Annotated in this window: 15 protein-coding genes and 1 other RNA gene; 6 read left to right on the top strand and 10 right to left on the bottom strand. The window is 46.5% G+C overall.

The annotated features are described in order from the left end of the window. Window position 1: 1 nt before the first annotated feature. Window positions 2-493 carry a YajQ family cyclic di-GMP-binding protein gene (locus BM367_RS08000; RefSeq protein ID WP_092459627.1) on the bottom strand — a complete coding sequence of 164 codons (492 nt, stop codon included), beginning with the start codon at window positions 491-493 and terminating at the stop codon, window positions 2-4. 217 nt (window positions 494-710) lie between these two features. Here BM367_RS08000 and BM367_RS07995 point away from each other — a divergent pair, with 217 nt between their 5' ends. Next, the gene (locus BM367_RS07995; protein WP_092459625.1) at window positions 711-3,290 is read left to right on the top strand and encodes a phosphoenolpyruvate carboxylase; all 2,580 of its coding nucleotides are present in this window, start codon (window positions 711-713) and stop codon (window positions 3,288-3,290) included. On the opposite strand, the gene BM367_RS07990 is transcribed toward BM367_RS07995, so the two are convergent. Then, window positions 3,291-3,965, bottom strand: coding sequence for a DUF1345 domain-containing protein (locus BM367_RS07990; RefSeq protein ID WP_177224160.1), 675 nt, complete (start codon window positions 3,963-3,965; stop codon window positions 3,291-3,293). A 122-nt stretch (window positions 3,966-4,087) separates the two neighbouring features. Here BM367_RS07990 and BM367_RS07985 point away from each other — a divergent pair, with 122 nt between their 5' ends. Next, window positions 4,088-4,789 carry a hypothetical protein gene (locus tag BM367_RS07985; RefSeq protein WP_092459621.1) on the top strand — a complete coding sequence of 234 codons (702 nt, stop codon included), beginning with the start codon at window positions 4,088-4,090 and terminating at the stop codon, window positions 4,787-4,789. A gap of 60 nt (window positions 4,790-4,849) precedes the next feature. Here BM367_RS07985 and ssrA read toward each other — a convergent pair. From ssrA to BM367_RS07965, 4 genes are all read right to left on the bottom strand, one after another. After that, window positions 4,850-5,224: a transfer-messenger RNA gene (gene ssrA, locus BM367_RS07980) on the bottom strand. A 103-nt stretch (window positions 5,225-5,327) separates the two neighbouring features. Then, the gene (gene rseP / locus BM367_RS07975; protein WP_092459619.1) at window positions 5,328-6,671 is read right to left on the bottom strand and encodes an RIP metalloprotease RseP; all 1,344 of its coding nucleotides are present in this window, start codon (window positions 6,669-6,671) and stop codon (window positions 5,328-5,330) included. Between the two features lie 17 nt (window positions 6,672-6,688). Further along, a complete protein-coding gene (locus BM367_RS07970) occupies window positions 6,689-7,864 on the bottom strand; it encodes a 1-deoxy-D-xylulose-5-phosphate reductoisomerase (protein WP_092459617.1) in 1,176 nt (391 codons plus the stop codon). Window positions 7,865-7,979: 115 nt separating this feature from the next. Continuing rightward, on the bottom strand, window positions 7,980-8,327 hold the full coding sequence (locus BM367_RS07965) for a 4Fe-4S dicluster domain-containing protein (protein ID WP_092459615.1): 348 nt from the start codon (window positions 8,325-8,327) through the stop codon (window positions 7,980-7,982). A 112-nt stretch (window positions 8,328-8,439) separates the two neighbouring features. Here BM367_RS07965 and BM367_RS07960 point away from each other — a divergent pair, with 112 nt between their 5' ends. Continuing rightward, window positions 8,440-9,438, top strand: coding sequence for an aldehyde dehydrogenase family protein (locus BM367_RS07960; protein WP_092459613.1), 999 nt, complete (start codon window positions 8,440-8,442; stop codon window positions 9,436-9,438). Window positions 9,439-9,623: 185 nt separating this feature from the next. Continuing rightward, the gene (locus BM367_RS07955; RefSeq protein ID WP_092459611.1) at window positions 9,624-11,108 is read left to right on the top strand and encodes a trypsin-like peptidase domain-containing protein; all 1,485 of its coding nucleotides are present in this window, start codon (window positions 9,624-9,626) and stop codon (window positions 11,106-11,108) included. Window positions 11,109-11,128: 20 nt separating this feature from the next. Here BM367_RS07955 and BM367_RS07950 read toward each other — a convergent pair whose 3' ends face one another. Further along, on the bottom strand, window positions 11,129-11,899 hold the full coding sequence (locus BM367_RS07950; RefSeq protein ID WP_092459609.1) for a LytR/AlgR family response regulator transcription factor: 771 nt from the start codon (window positions 11,897-11,899) through the stop codon (window positions 11,129-11,131). Between the two features lie 143 nt (window positions 11,900-12,042). After that, window positions 12,043-13,527: a proline--tRNA ligase gene (gene proS / locus BM367_RS07945; protein ID WP_092459607.1), complete on the bottom strand. Its 1,485-nt coding sequence runs from the start codon at window positions 13,525-13,527 to the stop codon at window positions 12,043-12,045. Window positions 13,528-13,723: 196 nt separating this feature from the next. Between proS and BM367_RS07940 the strand changes: the two genes are divergently transcribed. Then, on the top strand, window positions 13,724-14,701 hold the full coding sequence (locus BM367_RS07940) for a hypothetical protein (protein WP_092459605.1): 978 nt from the start codon (window positions 13,724-13,726) through the stop codon (window positions 14,699-14,701). 99 nt (window positions 14,702-14,800) lie between these two features. Further along, window positions 14,801-16,384, top strand: a complete 1,584-nt coding sequence (locus tag BM367_RS07935) for an OmpP1/FadL family transporter (protein ID WP_092459603.1) — start codon at window positions 14,801-14,803, stop codon at window positions 16,382-16,384. Here BM367_RS07935 and miaA read toward each other — a convergent pair. Beyond that, entirely contained in the window at window positions 16,367-17,290 is a 924-nt protein-coding gene (gene miaA / locus BM367_RS07930) for a tRNA (adenosine(37)-N6)-dimethylallyltransferase MiaA (protein ID WP_177224159.1), read from the bottom strand. The genes BM367_RS07935 and miaA overlap by 18 nt on opposite strands. Then, on the bottom strand, window positions 17,274-17,822 hold the full coding sequence (locus BM367_RS07925) for an IS1096 element passenger TnpR family protein (RefSeq protein ID WP_092459599.1): 549 nt from the start codon (window positions 17,820-17,822) through the stop codon (window positions 17,274-17,276). The genes miaA and BM367_RS07925 overlap by 17 nt, the downstream gene beginning before the upstream one ends. Window positions 17,823-17,859 lie beyond the last annotated feature (37 nt).

Genomic DNA, 17,859 nt, shown 5'->3' with positions numbered 1-17,859 from the left:
CTCAGGATTTCATATTCACAAACTGCAGGGCAAAATCAAAGGGCGCTTTTTTGCAATGCTGAATAACGGTTTGCAGGTCATCAATCTTTTTACCGCTTACCCGAACCATATCATCCATAACCGAAGCCTGTACTTTTAATCCCAGTTCCTTGATATATTTCACGAGCTTCTTGGCCTCTTCCTGCGACAATCCGTTGCGGATGGGAATTTCTTTCCTGACAAGTTTGCCCGAAGGCTCAGGTGCTTTGCTTAGGTCATAAATTTTGATATCCAGCCCCTGCCGCATGCTACGGCTCAGCAATACATCCACGATCTGATTGAGTTTCATTTCCGATTCCGTAGCGATGACCAGCATGTAATCTTTTTTACGCAGGTCAAGCTCCACCGGCACATCCTTGAAATCAAACCGATTGGCTATTTCCTTGCGGGTAATATTCACCGCATTATCCACCAGCTGCATATCAGCCCTGCTGACAATATCAAATGAAGGCATAGCAAAGAGTTTTATGCCATAAAGTTAAAAGAAATGGTTTCATCTTGCCGATGCAGATTTTTCAATAAAATGAACGATAATTGAATATTTTCAAATTTTAAAACATTTTAACTTAAATCTATCCATTTAAAATTCGAATGATTAAAATATTTTTCAACAACCAGGTCTGGTTCTGTAATTTTGCTTTCGGTTAATGACATCAAAACTTTCATGACCCATGGATGGACAACAAGCTTCCCTGCAAGCTTTCCGGAATCTGGTAGCCATGCGCTTTCAGCTGTACAACAGTTTGTTTTCTGCCCTTCCTTTTCATCGGGTGGAAAAAACCGGCGTTTTGCTTTCCATGTTCATCATATTTTGCGAAGAAGCTTACCAGCGTGGCTTAAGTCCATCTGAAATCATCGAACAATTTCTTTGCAAATACACGGATTATCAGACTGAAAAAGATCAGGTTGATTTGCTGTTTCGCTTTATTCAATACGCTGAGCGACAGGTGGTTTTGTTTGATGCCCTGGAAGATGCTGCCTTCGGGGCTGTGAATGATCTGAATGGCAAGGGCACGTTAAAGCATTTGCTGAACGAAGTATATCAGCAAAATGCCTGGCCTCAGCTCAGGGAAAAGCTCAGGCACTTTGCGGTTCGCATCGTGCTCACGGCTCATCCTACGCAGTTTTATCCGAGTGAAGTACTTGGCATCATCCACGATCTTTCCCAAGCCATCATGCAGGACAATACGGCATTGGTAAATACCTATTTGCAACAGTTGGGTAAAACGCCTTTTTTCAAAAAACAAAAACCTACACCCTATGATGAAGCCGTAAATCTGATCTGGTATCTGGAACACGTATTTTATCCGGCCGTAGGGAAAATTCTCACTACGCTCAAAACCCATCTGGATGGGTACGACGATCTGTTTACCAATGCTCCCATCCGGCTGGGCTTCTGGCCGGGAGGAGACCGCGATGGGAATCCCTTTGTAACACCTGAAATTACCCTAAAAGTAGCCCAGGCTCTGCGAAATGCAATCCTGGTGTGTTATTACCGCGACGTGCGCAAATTGCGCAGGAGGCTTACGTTTAAAGGCATCTCCGGACTCATCACCCAATTAGAAGAATTACTGTACCAACATGTGTTTGATCATCCAGAAAATGAGCTTCTTACGATAGAAGACATCCGTGAGCCTCTGATCCGGATTCGTGAGGCACTGATCCGGGATCACAACGGGTTGTTTGCCGGCATGGTAGAAGAGCTGCTGAGTAAAGTGGCTGCCTTTGGATTGTTCTTTGCTTCGCTGGATATCCGGCAGGATAGTTCCATTCATAGGCGGATTATCGATCAGATTGCTGCCCGTGGACAGGTGCTGCCAACGAATTACACCCAGCTTCCGCAGGAAGAAAAACTGGCTTGCCTTTCCCGGATTCAACAAACGGTTAATCCCGATGAATTTTCCGATCCCCTCTTGCAAGACACCATTCGAGTAATGGCTGCCATCAGGGATATCCAGCGTACCAATGGTGAAGAAGGCTGCCACCGCTATATTATCAGCCACGCTACTTCTGTGATTGACATCATGGAAGTTTATGCTCTTTTCCTGATGAGTGGCTGGAAACCCGAAGAACTCCGGGTGGATATTGTACCCTTGTTTGAAACCATTGAAGATTTGCATCATGCCAGCGAAGTGATGCAAACGCTGTATGCCTATCCGCCTTATCGGGAACATCTTGCCCGCCGCGGGAACAAACAAACCATCATGCTGGGCTTTTCCGATGGCACAAAAGACGGGGGTTACCTGATGGCCAACTGGAGCATTTACAAAGCCAAAGAATCGTTGACAGCCATTTCCCGTTCATTTGGCGTACACGCGCTTTTCTTTGATGGGCGTGGTGGACCTCCTGCACGGGGTGGAGGTAAAACGCACCAGTTTTATGCTTCCATGGGGCAAAATATTGCCAACGAAGAAATCCAGCTGACGGTGCAGGGTCAAACCATCAGTTCAAACTTTGGAACCACTACTTCCGCCCAGTACAACCTGGAGCAGCTTATGCATGCCGGTATTTCAAACGGCTTGTTTGCATCCAGGCGCATGACCTTTACGCCGGATGAAGAACAGTTGCTCATCCAGCTGGCAGAAGAAAGTTTCCGGGCTTTTCAGGCCCTGAAAAACCATCCAGATTTTTTGGATTATCTGAATTATGCCAGTCCGCTCCGGTATTATGCCGAAACCAATATTGCCAGCCGGCCTTCCAGCCGCAACCGTTCGGCCAGGCTGAATCTGAATGATTTGCGTGCCGTCCCCTACGTAGGATCCTGGAGCCAGATTAAACAAAACGTGCCCGGCTATTATGGTGTGGGCACCGCGCTGGAAGCCCTGTATAACAACGGCAAATGGAAAGCCCTGCAGCAACTGTATCAGCAATCTCTCTTCTTCCGTACCCTGCTGGATAACTGCGAAATGTCCATGAAAAAAAGCTTTTTCCCGCTCACGGCCTATCTGGCCAAACACCCCAGATTTGGCACCATCTGGAAGATGATTTACGAAGAGTACGAAAAAACCAGAAAATACCTGCTGATGCTTTCCGGTGCCAGCGACCTCATGGAAAATTATCCGGTTGAAAGGCTTTCCATCCAGATGCGGGAAAGAATCATGCTGCCCCTGCTCACCATTCAGCAACATGCATTGTCAAAAATCCGGGAAACCAAAGAAAATCAGCTAACCGGTATGCCACTGGAAACTTATGAAAAGCTGGCTATCCGTTGTTCTTTTGGTATCATCAATGCCAGCAGAAATTCTGCATGATCATAACTTGCCAGCAAGCAGATTGACCATCATGGCCAGGATGAATGTGTTAAACAGAAAAGCGATCAACGCATGCAGAAATGCCAGGCGACGAATGCTCCGCGAACTGATCTGTACATCCGAAACCTGAAAGGTCATCCCCAGGCAGAAGGAGAAGTAGGCAAAATCCATATAATCCGGCCTTTTTTCCTCAGGAAATTCCAGCCCCCAGCCTTTACCCGATGAGTCATCGGCACGCTTGCCGTAATAATACATATGTGCATAATGCATGGCAAAAATCGTGTGTACCAGCAGCCATGACACCGTAACTACCATCAACAGGAACCACCACTGAGCATAAAAGGCTCCAGCCGGCAAATGCAACAATTTCACCATGGCCAGCAGACTCGCCACAGCAGCCAATAAAATAAAGGTAAAAATCAGGGTTTGCCCCATGTCAAGCAAAGCTGCCCTGCGTTTAATTTCAGCCGGATGCACAAGCAGAATGGCACACCACATCGTCAACAACATGACTCCCGCATAAATGAGCCACAATTCCGAAACCCGTACGATCCAGGGCTGATGCGGAAACGATTGGATCCAAACAGCAGCCAGGCAGGTACACGCCAGAGCAACAACCTGTCGCTGCCGGCCTGACAGATGGGCGATCCTTGCCAAAGGTTTAAGTTGCGACATATGCTGCATTTATTTAACTGAAAAACAACAAAATATATAGGATTCTTCACAGTTTCCGGCATTTTTTTCGAAATCAAATTATTGCTTCTGTTCTTATTTCTCACTTTTTTAAACCTCAGTTTATGCTTACCCTCCGTACACAAAAGCCTTCCGCGCCTCAGCTTCTTTCATCCATATCTTTCCCGGACGACTGGCAAATGCTTTTCAACAAACTTAAAAACCATATCCTGCTGCTCACACAAGCCCAATCGCCACTGGGTTATATCCTGGTAAAAGAACTTGTGCTGCGCGGCATTCACACAGTTGTTACGGTACCAGAACAACCCATGATTTCCAGCTGGTGGAAAGAAATCCTCAGGCAGGATCCGCTTTGCACCAGCATGGAAGAAAATACAACCCGGCCGGAAACTGTCATCCAGCGTTTGCTATGGAAGTACGGGCAGCTGCATTTGGTTTGGTTGCATGCGGAATACGCGGATATTTCAAAGTTGGGTAGTTACTGGAAAAACTGGATACAGGCCCTGCGTGGCGTATTGAAAAGCAATAGCCGCATCGTGCTCAGCACAGCCATGCAAGCCGATTCCATAGCCTATGCATCATCAAAGAGATGGTTGCCCACGGCTACTCATGAGCTGGAAAAAACCATGGAATGGGCTGAAAAATCCTTGCATCCGGCTATCCGGTTTACCGGTATCCCGCCTTTCCTGTATCGATGCCAGCTGCAAGCGCCCATTGATGGGCAACCCCAACCCACCATATTCTTTCCTATTGCAACTGCTGTGGAAGGAAAACCAATCCCAATGGCAGAATCAACCTGGCCGTAATTCAGGTTAAGATTTCATGTCAACTGGGGTGAGGAAGAAATGAAAAGAATGAGGAGAGAATGGTGGAGCCGGCGGGAATCGAACCCGCGTCCATCCATGTTCCCTGAAAGCTTTCTACATGCTTATTCCGGCATTAGAGTTCAGGAAACCACTGGAGCCGGACAAACCGATGGTTTCCCTGAGCTGCTTGTCTTAAGCAACAGCCGCAGCGCACTGTTGCCGCAACCTGTGCGGATCGGATGATTCGGCGGGGCAGTCGACCACAGGTCTGTCAACATACCCGGCCATAATGGCGTCCTGATCGCTGATCAGGCAGCCATGGCGTAAGAATAGTCGCCATTTACTTTTCGGATCTTCAGATTAACGTGCTAATGATCCAACGCACGGCATGCTTACACTTTCAAAGAACCCATGTTGTCAAAACCTTTCGGCCCCGGATGCAAAATTACGCAAATCCTGTGCCCAACCAACATACAAAGTGATGTATCCTGACATTTTGAAAAACCAGGCTGCAATTCCTGACACAATGCCTGCCAACTTATCGTCCGGTGAGATGACGCCAGATATCCAGTCCATTGGCATACAGAAGCAGGGAAAACAAAATGATCATGCCCGCGATCTGGGCATATTCCAGAAACTTTTCACTGGGCTTGCGACGGGTGATGATTTCGTACAGCAAAAACAGTACATGCCCGCCATCCAGCGCAGGTATTGGTAAAATATTCATCACAGCCAGGATGATGGATAAAAAAGCCGTCATACTCCAGAAAGCCTGCCAGTCCCAGAAAGGTGGGAACAGGCTTCCAATTGTGATGAAACCACCCAATGAGTCAGAAGTCTTTACTTGCTTGGAAAAGAAAATGAGCTTCAGCTGCTGCAGATAGTTTCCGATGCTGGAAATACCCTTGTGGATACCGGCTGGAATGGAAGCCAGGAAGGAATAATGCCTGGTTTCAAATTGAAAGATTTTTTCGGGTGGACGTTTTCCAAAACCTATTAAACCCTGCTCGTTGATCCGGGCTTTGACATACAGGGTATCCCGGCCATGCCGCAATACACCCAGGGTTACAACCGTATTGCGCAACCCTTTCTCTGCCTGTTGAAATTCCTGATCGAAAGGAGTTGGCTGGCCATTCAGGGAAATAACCCGATCACCCTTTTCCAAACGGCCTTGCAGAAACTGGGCTGATGGCAAAACCGTGTCCACAATCACCGGCATCCGCACGGAAATAAATCCCTGACCTTTGCTTTTCACCAATTTTTCAATAAAGCCCTGGGGCAGCGGTAGGAGAACCTGCACGCCCTCGCGATCTACCTCCAGGGTATGAGCCTGGTTGACAATGATTTGATAAGGAATGGAGGACACATTCTCCACAGGCTTACCATCCACAGCCACAATTTTATCGCCGTTCTGCAAGCCTATCTGCTCGGCCAGCGGGCCTACAGAGAGGCCATAGGTAAGATTTTGGGGGGGCAGATAGGTTTCGCCCCACACCCAAAGCATGGCCACATAGATCATAAAAGCCAGGATAATGTTCATGGTAACTCCGCCAATCATGATGATCAGCCGCTGCCAGGCAGGCTTGGAGCGAAATTCCCAAGGCTGGGGCGGGCGTTGCAGTTGTTCCTTGTCCATGCTTTCATCAATCATGCCAGCAATTTTTACATATCCGCCCAGTGGCAACCAGCCTATCCCATATTCCGTGTCCCCTTTTTTGAATTTAAACAATGAAAACCAGGGGTTGAAAAACAAATAAAATTTTTCCACCCGTGTTTTAAACAGTTTGGCAGGAATAAAATGCCCCAATTCATGCCAGATTACCAGAATAGATAAGGAAAGCATGAGTTGGGCAACTTTAATCAGAATCTGTGCAGTAGTCATCTCCAAATCAGATTGTGTTAGTTTCTGCGTTGTATTTTATCGATGAAAAGTTGGGCGTACTGGCGTGCGAGCCTATCGCTTTCTTCATAATCGGCCAGGCTGGGGTGAGGGATAAAGGAAACTTTTTCAAGTGTTTGCTCGATGACATCCGACATATCCAGAAATCCGATCTGATTCTTTAGGAAAGCACAAACAGCTTCTTCGTTGGCAGCATTCATCACACATGCTGCATTGCCTCCTTTGCGCAGCACATCCATGGCGATGGCAAGATTACGAAATGTTTTGATATCGGGTGTTTCGAAACTTAGTGCCGGATATTGTCTGAATGAGAACCTGGGAAAATTATTGGCTATTCGGTGCGGATAACAAAGGGCATATTGAATGGGCAATTTCATGTCGGGCAGCCCCAGTTGGGCTTTCAGAGAACCATCTTCAAACTGAATCAGGGAATGAATCACCGATTGTGGATGAATGACTACCTCAATCTGATCAGGCTGCAGATCAAAGAGCCAGCGGGCTTCAATCATTTCCAACCCTTTGTTCATCAGCGAAGACGAGTCAATGGTAATTTTTTCACCCATCCGCCAGTTTGGATGCTGAAGTGCATGGTCTTTCTTCACATTCACTAAAAAATTAGGCTTTTTACCCAGAAAAGGCCCGCCTGAAGCTGTAAGGATGATCTTTTCAATCCGATTATGCTGTTCGCCTTCGAGGCATTGGAAAATGGCTGAATGTTCAGAATCCACCGGGATGATTCGTGCCTGATAGTTTTTTACTGCCTGCATCACCCATTCTCCGGCCACTACCAGGGTTTCCTTGTTGGCCAAAGCAATCGTTTTACCCTGTTTGATGGCCGACAGGGTGGGTTTCAAACCGGCAAATCCTACAATAGCGGCAATATGGATATCATAGAGATCTTCAGCAGCAGCTTCTTCCAGGCCGCTGATACCTGCCAGCACACGAATCCCTCTTTGCTGAAGCTCATTTTTCACCTGATTATACAGCTGCTCTTCTCCTATGACCACAAGCCGGGGCTGAAACTGAACGGCTTGCCGGATAAGCAAATCCGCATTTTTCCAGGCAGTGAGTACAGTTACCTCAAACAGGTCCGGATGGGCTGCAATCACTTCCAGTGCCTGTGTACCAATAGACCCTGTCGATCCAAAAATGGCAATTCTTCGTGGAAACTGCATGCTACGTGCAATATCGGAAATTTTCTAGGGATGAAAACGCAGTTTTAAAGACAAAAGCAAAACAAAAAGCCGTTCCTTACTTCGGAACGGCTTCGCTCATAGCTTTATGGTAAAGTTACAAATGCAAACGTTCCTTTTTGGCCAGCAATTCTTCTTCTGATTCCCGGTATAGTTCATCCGGCACACAGCAATCTACCGGACAAACAGCCGCACATTGTGGTTCTTCATGAAATCCTTTGCATTCAGTGCATTTATGCGGAACGATGTAATAGGTATCCACGCTGATAGGCGGATTGCGTTGTTCAGCATCTACTACCGTACCATCCAGCAGGGTATAAGGGCCTTTTACGGAAGTGCCATCGGCAATGGCCCATTCCACACCGCCTTCGTAAATCGCATTGTTCGGGCATTCGGGCTCACATGCCCCGCAATTGATACATTCTTCTGTAATCTTGAGTGCCATTGGAAGTCCTGTTTTGTGAAAACCAATTTAATTTGCAACAAAAATAAACGTTCACGCAAATAAAGCACAAATTTTTAAAAATCTTCCGTTTTGATTTTGACAATCACGTGTCATGTTGGTGGATAAAAAAATCGAATTGCTGGATAGACTTGGCCGATTCATGCTTTCCGATGATGCTGCATGGTTGCAAGCCAAAGAAAGAGCCTCACAAGAAAACCCCTGGTTTACAAGGGAATTTATTGACCTGGCCATTCAACATATCGCGCATAACTACCTGAATGCCGAAAGGCTGCAGGAATGGCTTCAACCCTATTTATCCCGGCTTCCCCAACCCTCTCATCCCCGGAAAGTAGGTATCGTGATGGCCGGCAATATTCCGATGGTTGGTTTTCATGATTTGCTGTGCGGGTGGATCAGCGGACACACATTGTGGATTAAATATGCATCCAAAGACAACATACTGATTCCTTTTCTGGTGGAAAAACTTAAAGAATGGACTGATGAACCCTTGTTGATCCATGATGCCGAATTGTTGCGGGGCTGCGATGCCTATATTGCAACAGGAAGCCAGAATACCTCGCGCTATTTTGACTATTATTTTGGTAAGTACCCCCATATCATCCGCCGGAATCGCACATCAGTAGCCATCCTCGATGGTACGGAATCAACGGATGATCTTCAGTTGCTTGCAAAAGACATTTGTACTTACTTCGGACTGGGATGTCGCAATGTAACCAAACTCTTTGTGCCAGAAGAATATGATTTTCGCCCACTTGGTCGTTCCCTGGAAGCTTATGCCTATTTTATGGATCATCGGCCCTATCGTCATAATTTCGACTATTATCTTTCAGCCTATCTGCTCAATCATCAACCGCATCAGATTCTTGGGCACGTGATTCTCAAACCCGACCCGGCTTTGTTTTCTCCGGTAAGTGTGGTGTTGTATGAAACCTATGCTGATCCTGATCAGCTGAAGCAAAACTTGCCATTCTCTTCCATTCAGTGTGTAGTGGGAAAAGGATTTCTTCCCTTTGGTGAGGCCCAATTCCCGGGTTTACAGGATTATGCCGATGGCATAGATACGATGGAATTTTTGCTTTCGCTGAACTGACAGGTTTGCAGATACAATTGCATTTTCGCGGCATGAGATATTGTCTTGCTTATTTTAACCCGTGTTTAACTATTGCAATAAATTATTGTTAAACCCTTTTTTTTCAATACCATCAAGCTTCCGGCTGTACTTAAATTTGTAGAACAGGTATAATCTTTGAACCATACAACCAAAAACCAATCATCATGAAAATACGTCACATTCTGCTCACTATTTTCATCAGCATCGCTGCAAGTCTGGGCACGCTATGGGTATATTCACGCTATGTGAGTCAGCTGCCCGGTCCTTTTCAGAACGGGAGTCAAAATCTGCCAATCAACTATGTTCGGCTGGCTTCCAATATTACGGATGCACATGCATCCAGTGCTCCTACTGATTTTGAACAGGCCGCAAGCATTGTGATTCCAACGGCTGTGCATATCAAAACCACCATCCCTCCCAAAGAAGTTACAGGCCCGGGGGATATTTTTGATCCCTTCAACTTCTTCGGAGGTGGCCAACGGTATTATATTCCCGGCCAAATGGCTTCCGGTTCAGGAGTTATCATTTCCGATAATGGATACATTGTGACCTGCAATCACGTAATTGCCGGTGCCAGCAAGATTGTAGTAACCCTTTTCAACGGGAAAAGTTACCAGGCCAAAGTGGTAGGCCATGATCCGAATACAGATCTGGCTGTGTTGAAAATTGATGCGCGCAACCTACCCTATCTGGTGTATGGAAACTCTGATAATGTGAAAGTGGGGCAATGGGTACTGGCTGCAGGTTATCCGCTGGATCTGGAAACCACGGTTACTGCAGGCATTGTGAGCGCTACTTCCCGTGAAATTGATGTCAACCACCAGGGCTCCTATCCTGTTGATGCCTACATCCAGACCGATGCTGCCGTGAATCCCGGCAACAGCGGAGGACCGCTGGTGAACACAGATGGACAGCTCATCGGAATTCTTGCCGCCATTGCTTCTCCTACCGGCTCTTATGCAGGTTATGCCTATGCAATTCCAGTGAACATCGTAAAAAAAGTGGTCAATGATATCCTCACCTATGGCACCGTGCAACGGGCTTTTCTGGGAGTACAACTCTATCGCAATGATGTGAGCTTCACCCAGGCATCCCTCTCCAATCGCAATCCTTATGGAAAGGGTGTGGTGATTGCAGGTGTAGATCCCGATGGAGGAGCCGCCGCAGCCGGTATTAAAGCGGGTGATGTCATCACAGCCATCAATGGAGAACCGGTAAATTCAGAATCGGAATTAATTGAAAAAATTGCTGGTTTCAGGCCTGGCGATAAAATCAATGTAAGTTTCATTCGAGATGGAAAAGAACGCAATGTGGTGGTGACCCTTCGCAATCGGGAAGGAGGTACAGGACTGGTACGCAATTCGGCGTTAGACAAACTGGGAGCTGAATTCATCACATTGAGTAAAAATCAAGCCAATCAATTGGGTATTTCAGGAGGAGTGATGGTAGGCAATATTGGCGAGGGACTCATCAAAGCGCAGACCAATATGCGGGAAGGCTTTGTAATTACGCGCATCAACGGATATCCCGTTAAATCAGTCAATGACCTGGAAAAGCTGGTACAAAATGGCGGGCATCATATCCAGGTGGAAGGCATCTATCCGGGTGTGGATGGAATCTTTTACTACGACATCGAAGATGAAGAATAAATGAAGTGTATGGCTGGGGGCTAAATGTTCATGATCGTCCGCAGGTAATCAAAGAATTCGTTTTTCTTGCGGTTGGAAATAGGAATATTTTGCTTGTCGGACATAATCACGGCAGCGCCTTCACCTTTGATGATTTTGGTAATATGATTTACATTGATCAAATATGACTTATGAACCCGGTAAAAACCTTTATCCTCCAGCATTTCTTCGTACTCTTTCAGGGATTTGGAAACCACGTGTCGCGTACCATTGGTTAATATCACACGGGTATAACTATCCAGCGCTTCACAATACACAATATCATTCAGATCAACGATGTTGTACCCGTCGTTAACGGGAATGACGATTTTGGAAAGATTGCTACCGCTGCTTTTTAAATAATCCTTTAAATAACTGGTGGGAGCTGTGCTGCGAATATTTTTTTCTTTGCGCTCTCGTACTTTTTCGAGGGCATGTTTAACTTCCCCTACTTTGATAGGTTTTAATAAATAATCCAGCGCAGAAAATTTAATCGCCGTTAATGCATATTCTTCATAGGCTGTGATGAACACTACATCAAATTTAGGACGATCAAATTTCTCCAGCAATTCAAATCCTTTATGCGGCGGCATTTCAATATCCAAAAACAACACATCGGGTTCTATCTTTTCCAGCAAGGATGCGGCTTCCTCGACAGAAGTAGCCGAGCCCACCAGCTCTACTTCTTCACAGTATTTTTCAAGAATATTTTTGAGGATATCAATATTTTTTTGCTCATCCTCAACAATCATGGCTTTGATGACGGGGTTCATGGAATAGGTATTGTTATTTGAATAAAAATGGGGTTTGGGGTCAAAAAACTCCCCTATTTTTACCTGAAGGTAAAAATACAAAATACCTATAATTTGTAAATTCTTTTTCTGTGGGTATTCAGAGTTGCGGATAGTACACGAGCCTAATAAGCTCTGGCAAACAACACCCTGCGCGCGGAGGGTTTACCCGTTAGCACACAATGGCCTGAACCATGATCCGGAAGCTGCCCTGGGAAGGGAATACAACGGATGGTTGCTTTGGAAAGTTCTTTGATTCTGATTTCCGTTTCCGGAGTGCCGTCCCAATGAGCATATACAAATCCTCCCGGTTCTTCCAGTGCCCGGAGAAAATCATCCCAGTTGTCAACCGTGGTAATATGCTGGTCCCGGAAGCTTTTGGCCTGATGAAACATATCCTGCTGTATCTGATCCAGTAAATCACCAATTTTTTCGGGAAGCTGGTCAAAAGGTAAATACAGTTTTTCCCGGGTATCCCGGCGAACAGCTTCTACCTGATGTTGCTGAATCTCCCGTTCACCCAGGGAAAGCCTGAGGGGTACACCTCTCAGTTCATATTCAGCATATTTCCAGCCGGGCCGCACGTGGTCGGCATCATCGTATTGCACCCGGAAACCGGCTTTTTTCAGTTGTTCCAAAATTTCCAAAGCTTGGGTATGAACCGTAGCTCGCTGAGTGTCGTTTTTATATACAGGGATGATGATGACCTGGATAGGAGCGAGCTTGGGCGGTAGTTTCAATCCATCATCATCACCATGGGCCATGACCAGCGCACCAATCAGCCGGGTTGACACTCCCCAGGAGGTAGCCCAGACGTATTCCTGTTCATTGTTTTTGTTTAAAAACTGCACATCGAAAGCCCGGGCAAAATTCTGTCCCAGAAAATGGGAAGTACCGGCCTGCAGAGCTTTCCCATCTTGCATCAATGCTTCGATGCAAAAAGTTTCCACGGCGCCTGCAAAGCGTTCGGCCGGAGATTTTACGCCCCGGATCACCGGTAAAGCCATAAATGATTCCGCAAACTGAGTATACACATCCAGCATACGGCGGGCTTCCTCCATGGCTTCCTCTGCGGTAGCATGAGCGGTATGACCCTCCTGCCAGAGAAATTCAGCTGTGCGCAGAAACAGCCGGGTGCGCATTTCCCAGCGCACCACATTGGCCCATTGGTTAATGAGTATGGGTAAATCCCGGTAGGATTGAATCCAGGTCTTATAGGTATTCCAGATAATGGTTTCCGATGTGGGACGCACAATCAACTCCTCTTCCAATGCTGCTTCCGGATCTACTATCACTCCACCACCAGCTGGATCATTTTTCAGGCGATAATGCGTAACCACGGCACATTCCTTTGCAAAACCCTCCACGTGAGCGGCTTCCCGGCTTAAGAAAGTTTTGGGTATGAATAAAGGGAAATAAGCGTTTTGATGACCGGTGTCTTTAAACATTTTGTCAAGCTCAGCCTGCATGTTTTCCCAAAGGGCATATCCATAAGGCTTTATCACCATGCAGCCCCTGACAGCCGAATAATCAGCCAATCCGCTCTTAATGACCAGATCGTTGTACCATTGTGCATAATCCTGAGCACGCGGGGTAATTGCTTTACTCATACGGTTTGCCTTTACTTCACCTGAAACCGCAAAGAAATAGAAAAATCTGCATTGCCCATCATAAAACCATATGGAAAGATATCGGAAGACTCATCTTTTTTAACAAGAAAAAGCTAAACGATTGGGTACAAAACTTGTCATAATATTAGTAACTTTGATTAGATAGTTTGAATTCACTTTTCTAAAACGCTTGATCATGAAATCGTTCACATATATGCTGCTGGGACTTGGCCTTCTGCTGGGCGGATGTGCCACCACTTATCGTACCGGGCAAACACCCGATGATGTGTACTATTCCCCCGCACAAACTCAGGAAGCGGTAGCCACTGCCAACTCCTCTTCATCCAACACGGTGAATACCAGTGACGGAGATCACTACGTAGTGTATGACGATCAGGACAACGGTGGACTCACCTACACCCAGCGGCTTCGGATGTTTAATGATCCGAACTATTTTTACGATCCATTTATTTTTTACAACTCCTACAGCTTTAATCCTTATTTCGGCTATTCGCCCTGGTGGGGATCTTCCTTTGCGTGGAGTCTGAGCTTTGGAAATTATTATTCACCGTTTTTCTGGGATCCCTGGTTTCCGGGATATTATGCCTGGTATTCCCCCTATTTGTGGTACACACCTTATGCCTGGTATGGATTTCCCTACGGATATTATTACGGTTATGCAGGAGGGAAATATATTGCCAATCCGCGGCCGGCAAATACCTATGCCCCGCGGATGAACTATGAAGCCCGTTCGGGGGCAATGAATGGCCTATCAACAGGCAGCAATGGTACAATAAATACCAATGCACCGCGTGTGTTTTACAACCATACAAACGGCAATACTTCCAGCCCATTGGCACCCTCCAACACCCGACGGGTATTTACCACCCCCCAGAATGAAACACCCGCTACCAATACTCCTGCCCGCAGCAGGCGCGTATTTATCCAGCAGCCTAGCGAACACCCCGTGAATCCTCCATCCAACAATCGTGGCGGGTTTTTCCGGATGTTCCGATCCAATGAGAATAATTTTAATTCTACTCCTCGTTTTCAACAGGCACCCGACCGCAACTTTGAAACCAGAACTTTCTCTTCGCCCACTCCGATGTTTCGTAGTGCCCCAGTTGAAAATGCAGCTCCAGTCCGAACCTTCAGCCCGAGGGGTGGTCGTTAAATCTGGAATGATAGTTGAATCTTTACATGCAAAAGCCTTTCAGTTGCCGTTCCTGAATGGAGAAGGCCTATATTTGATTTCGCTTTAAAAACCATCCACATGAAAAAGTTGATGCTGTTGTTGTTTATTCTTTTTTGGGGCATTACGCAAGCAAAGGCTCAGGACGAAACAGATGCTTTGCGTTACAGTCGTACTGTTTCTAGCGGAGATGCTCGTTCGATGGCCATTGGCGGAGCCGCAGGCTCGCTGGGCGGAGATGCTTCGGACATCTGGGTGAACCCGGCCGGTATTGGATTCTTCAAAACCAACGACCTTTCGATTACTCCACTGCTTCACAGCATCAACACCGATGCACAATACTACCAGACGTCCAGCAGTGATAGCAAAACCCAACTGGCATTGCAAAATCTTACCCTGATATTGGCCAGCAACAGTCGCAGGCCCAGCCACTGGAAAAACATCACTTTCGGTGTAGGTGAAAACAGACTGGCCAACTTTAATCAGGCCCTGTATTATCAGGGAAAGATAAATACTCCCGCCAATACTTTCTCTTCCTATTCAGATAATTACCTGATTACCCTGGCCAACGATCAAGTGCAGGATGTACAAACTGCTGAAACCAATTATCCCTTTGGTATCAGCGAATCCATAAAAGCAGGACTGGTAGGCCCGGTTTATGATAACAACAATCAATTTGCCGGATGGAGCAGCCTTCCCAGCCAAATTATTGCGGACGGATATGCACTTTTACAATCGAAAACCTTGCTTACCAAAGGAGGATTGGATGTATTCAGCCTTTCCGCAGCCGGGAACTATGAAGATAAATTGTATATCGGGGCTGCGCTGAACATCCCTTCTATTTCCTACGAACGCAATGAAACCTTTGAAGAAGCCAATCCTGGCGACGCGAATTCTCCGCTTAACCAATATGATGTATTTAATTACTTAAAAACCACCGGGGTTGGCATAAGCGGCACTCTCGGAATTATTTATGTACCGGTTAGCAGCCTGCGTTTGGGAGTTTCCGTGCAAACGCCATCATATTATTCCATGCATGACAGCTATTATACCACGGTTACCACCAATACCAAAGACCAGGGCATTGTAAGCGCCACCACGGCCGATGTGACAGGAGGCTATACCGGCGATTATGCCTACAATCTTACCACACCCCTGCATCTGGTGGGCAGTGCAAGTTATGTATTCGGATTAAACAATCCCGATCCGCAAAGCGTGAAAGGATTTCTCACGGCTGATTATGAATGGATTGATTACCGGAAAGCGCATTTCCGCTATGATCAATCCTATAGCTCCGATATTGCCCAGCAAAATAAGGTGAACCAGACGATTTCCCAGCTTTACCAGGGTGCTTCCAATATCCGGGTGGGAGGCGAACTGAAATGGGATATCTGGGCCGTGAGAGCCGGCTTTGCCTATTATGGCAATCCCTATGCTCCTTCCAGCCAGAATGTAAATGCTTCGCAATACACCTACAGCGGTGGATTAGGTTATCGGAACAAAGGATTTTATCTGGATCTCACCTACGTATTCAGCACCTGGAAAGATCAAAACCAGCCGTATTACGTGATTCAACCCAATAGCCTGAATGTACCTTCGCCCGCCCCGGCCACCTGGAAAGCCAGTCAAAGCCAATTTGTGCTGACATTAGGATTCAAGATCTGATAATTTCATTTTTACCAACTGCAACGCCTTGTCCGGATCCGGGGCATCTATCCACTGGATAGCAAGATCTCGCCTGAACCAGGTAAGCTGCCGGCGGGCATATTGGCGCGTGTGAAAAATAATTTGCTGAATGGCTTCTTCCCGGGAATATTTCCCTTCCAACCAGTCGAAGACTTCGCTGTATCCTACGGTTTGCAAAGCCGGGTGTGAACGAAATGCCCGGAGCGATGCGGCCTCTTCAAACAAGCCCGCTTCTACCATTTGTTTAACCCGCATGGCAATGCGTTGATGCAATTCTTTTCTGGGAAGCTGAATGCCAATTTTCAGGATTTGAAAAGAACGGGGATGTGGAATTTGTTGCTGAAAGTTCAGTATGGATTGCCCCGTAGCTTCCCATACTTCCAATGCCCGCAACAGGCGGTGGGGATTGCGAACATCAGCCTGCCGATAAAAAGCCGGATCTTTTTTTCTCACTTCCTCCTGCAGCCAGGAAAGACCATAAGTGGCATACATATGCCGGAGCCGCTCTCTTACATCGGATGGTACGGGAGGAATCTGATCGAGTCCTTCGCAAAATGCTTTTACATAAAGGCCTGTGCCCCCGCATACAATGGCAACCGGAGCTTGCTGAAAGATTTCATCAGCATAACCCAAAGCCAGCTTTTCAAAAAGTGCAGCGTTGACGTTGTCATGAATGCTGTGGGAGTTGATGAAATAATGCTTTATCTCAGCGAGTACTGAAGCAGGAGGTTTGGCTGTACCCGTATTCAATTCGCGATAACACTGCCGCGAATCAGCTGAGATGATGCTGGTTTGGAAATAGCGGGCCAGTAGAATAGCCAGATCCGATTTTCCGGAAGCCGTTGGCCCCACGATCACAATCGCCAGTTTAGAAGGATTCTTCATCTGCCATATCCTGGTCTGTTTCACCCTCTTCACCAAAGCCTTCCTGAGGGAAATCATCACTTCCCAAATCGTATTTCTCTTCCATCTCCATCAGCTTATCATTGCCGGGGATTTTGTTTTCATATTGGCTGGGGGCAAGACCTTCCTTGCGGGCACAGTATGGATAGCTCAGCTTTTTATTTTCCTGACCCATCACCTGAATCAACTCGATCAAAAAGGTCCAGTTTTTCTGAAAATCATATACGTACACGAATTTCTGGTTGGTGTTCCGCACTGCGGCGCCGACAGGCGTTTCAGCCATCAGCAAGGGTTCTACCTGATGCGGACGATCATCTTTTTTCAGTAGTATTTCCCGACCTCTTTGCCAATTATCATTGCTGCGATAAAAGACAGCGTCGTGGATTTGATCGAAATCAAAAGCTGCAAGAATAGCTCTATGAAAATCCGCAAAAGTCTGATCGGATTTAATCAGTACATCCCGATACACGCTATCATCATCTTCCCAATACACCCGAAAGCGAAAAACAGCCATAACACACGATTTTAACAACTGAAAGTATGATATGCAA

Origin of the sequence: Thermoflavifilum thermophilum (assembly GCF_900116565.1) — a bacterium.
GTDB classification, from domain to species: domain Bacteria; phylum Bacteroidota; class Bacteroidia; order Chitinophagales; family Chitinophagaceae; genus Thermoflavifilum; species Thermoflavifilum thermophilum.
Note: the sequence above shows the minus strand (reverse complement) of the source record. Positions and strands in the feature narration are given on the sequence as shown.

What these genes read in the sequence shown, in the direction of transcription:
- BM367_RS07925 (WP_092459599.1), bottom strand. Translation starts at nt 17,822, where the DNA reads ATGGCTGTTTTTCGCTTTCGGGTGTATTGGGAAGATGATGATAGCGTG.
- BM367_RS07940 (WP_092459605.1), top strand. Translation starts at nt 13,724, where the DNA reads ATGAAATCGTTCACATATATGCTGCTGGGACTTGGCCTTCTGCTGGGC.
- BM367_RS07950 (WP_092459609.1), bottom strand. Translation starts at nt 11,899, where the DNA reads ATGAACCCCGTCATCAAAGCCATGATTGTTGAGGATGAGCAAAAAAAT.
- proS (WP_092459607.1), bottom strand. Translation starts at nt 13,527, where the DNA reads ATGAGTAAAGCAATTACCCCGCGTGCTCAGGATTATGCACAATGGTAC.
- miaA (WP_177224159.1), bottom strand. Translation starts at nt 17,290, where the DNA reads ATGAAGAATCCTTCTAAACTGGCGATTGTGATCGTGGGGCCAACGGCT.
- BM367_RS07935 (WP_092459603.1), top strand. Translation starts at nt 14,801, where the DNA reads ATGAAAAAGTTGATGCTGTTGTTGTTTATTCTTTTTTGGGGCATTACG.
- BM367_RS07955 (WP_092459611.1), top strand. Translation starts at nt 9,624, where the DNA reads ATGAAAATACGTCACATTCTGCTCACTATTTTCATCAGCATCGCTGCA.
- BM367_RS07995 (WP_092459625.1), top strand. Translation starts at nt 711, where the DNA reads ATGGATGGACAACAAGCTTCCCTGCAAGCTTTCCGGAATCTGGTAGCC.
- BM367_RS07960 (WP_092459613.1), top strand. Translation starts at nt 8,440, where the DNA reads ATGTTGGTGGATAAAAAAATCGAATTGCTGGATAGACTTGGCCGATTC.
- rseP (WP_092459619.1), bottom strand. Translation starts at nt 6,671, where the DNA reads ATGACTACTGCACAGATTCTGATTAAAGTTGCCCAACTCATGCTTTCC.
- BM367_RS08000 (WP_092459627.1), bottom strand. Translation starts at nt 493, where the DNA reads ATGCCTTCATTTGATATTGTCAGCAGGGCTGATATGCAGCTGGTGGAT.
- BM367_RS07985 (WP_092459621.1), top strand. Translation starts at nt 4,088, where the DNA reads ATGCTTACCCTCCGTACACAAAAGCCTTCCGCGCCTCAGCTTCTTTCA.
- BM367_RS07970 (WP_092459617.1), bottom strand. Translation starts at nt 7,864, where the DNA reads ATGCAGTTTCCACGAAGAATTGCCATTTTTGGATCGACAGGGTCTATT.
- BM367_RS07965 (WP_092459615.1), bottom strand. Translation starts at nt 8,327, where the DNA reads ATGGCACTCAAGATTACAGAAGAATGTATCAATTGCGGGGCATGTGAG.
- BM367_RS07990 (WP_177224160.1), bottom strand. Translation starts at nt 3,965, where the DNA reads ATGTCGCAACTTAAACCTTTGGCAAGGATCGCCCATCTGTCAGGCCGG.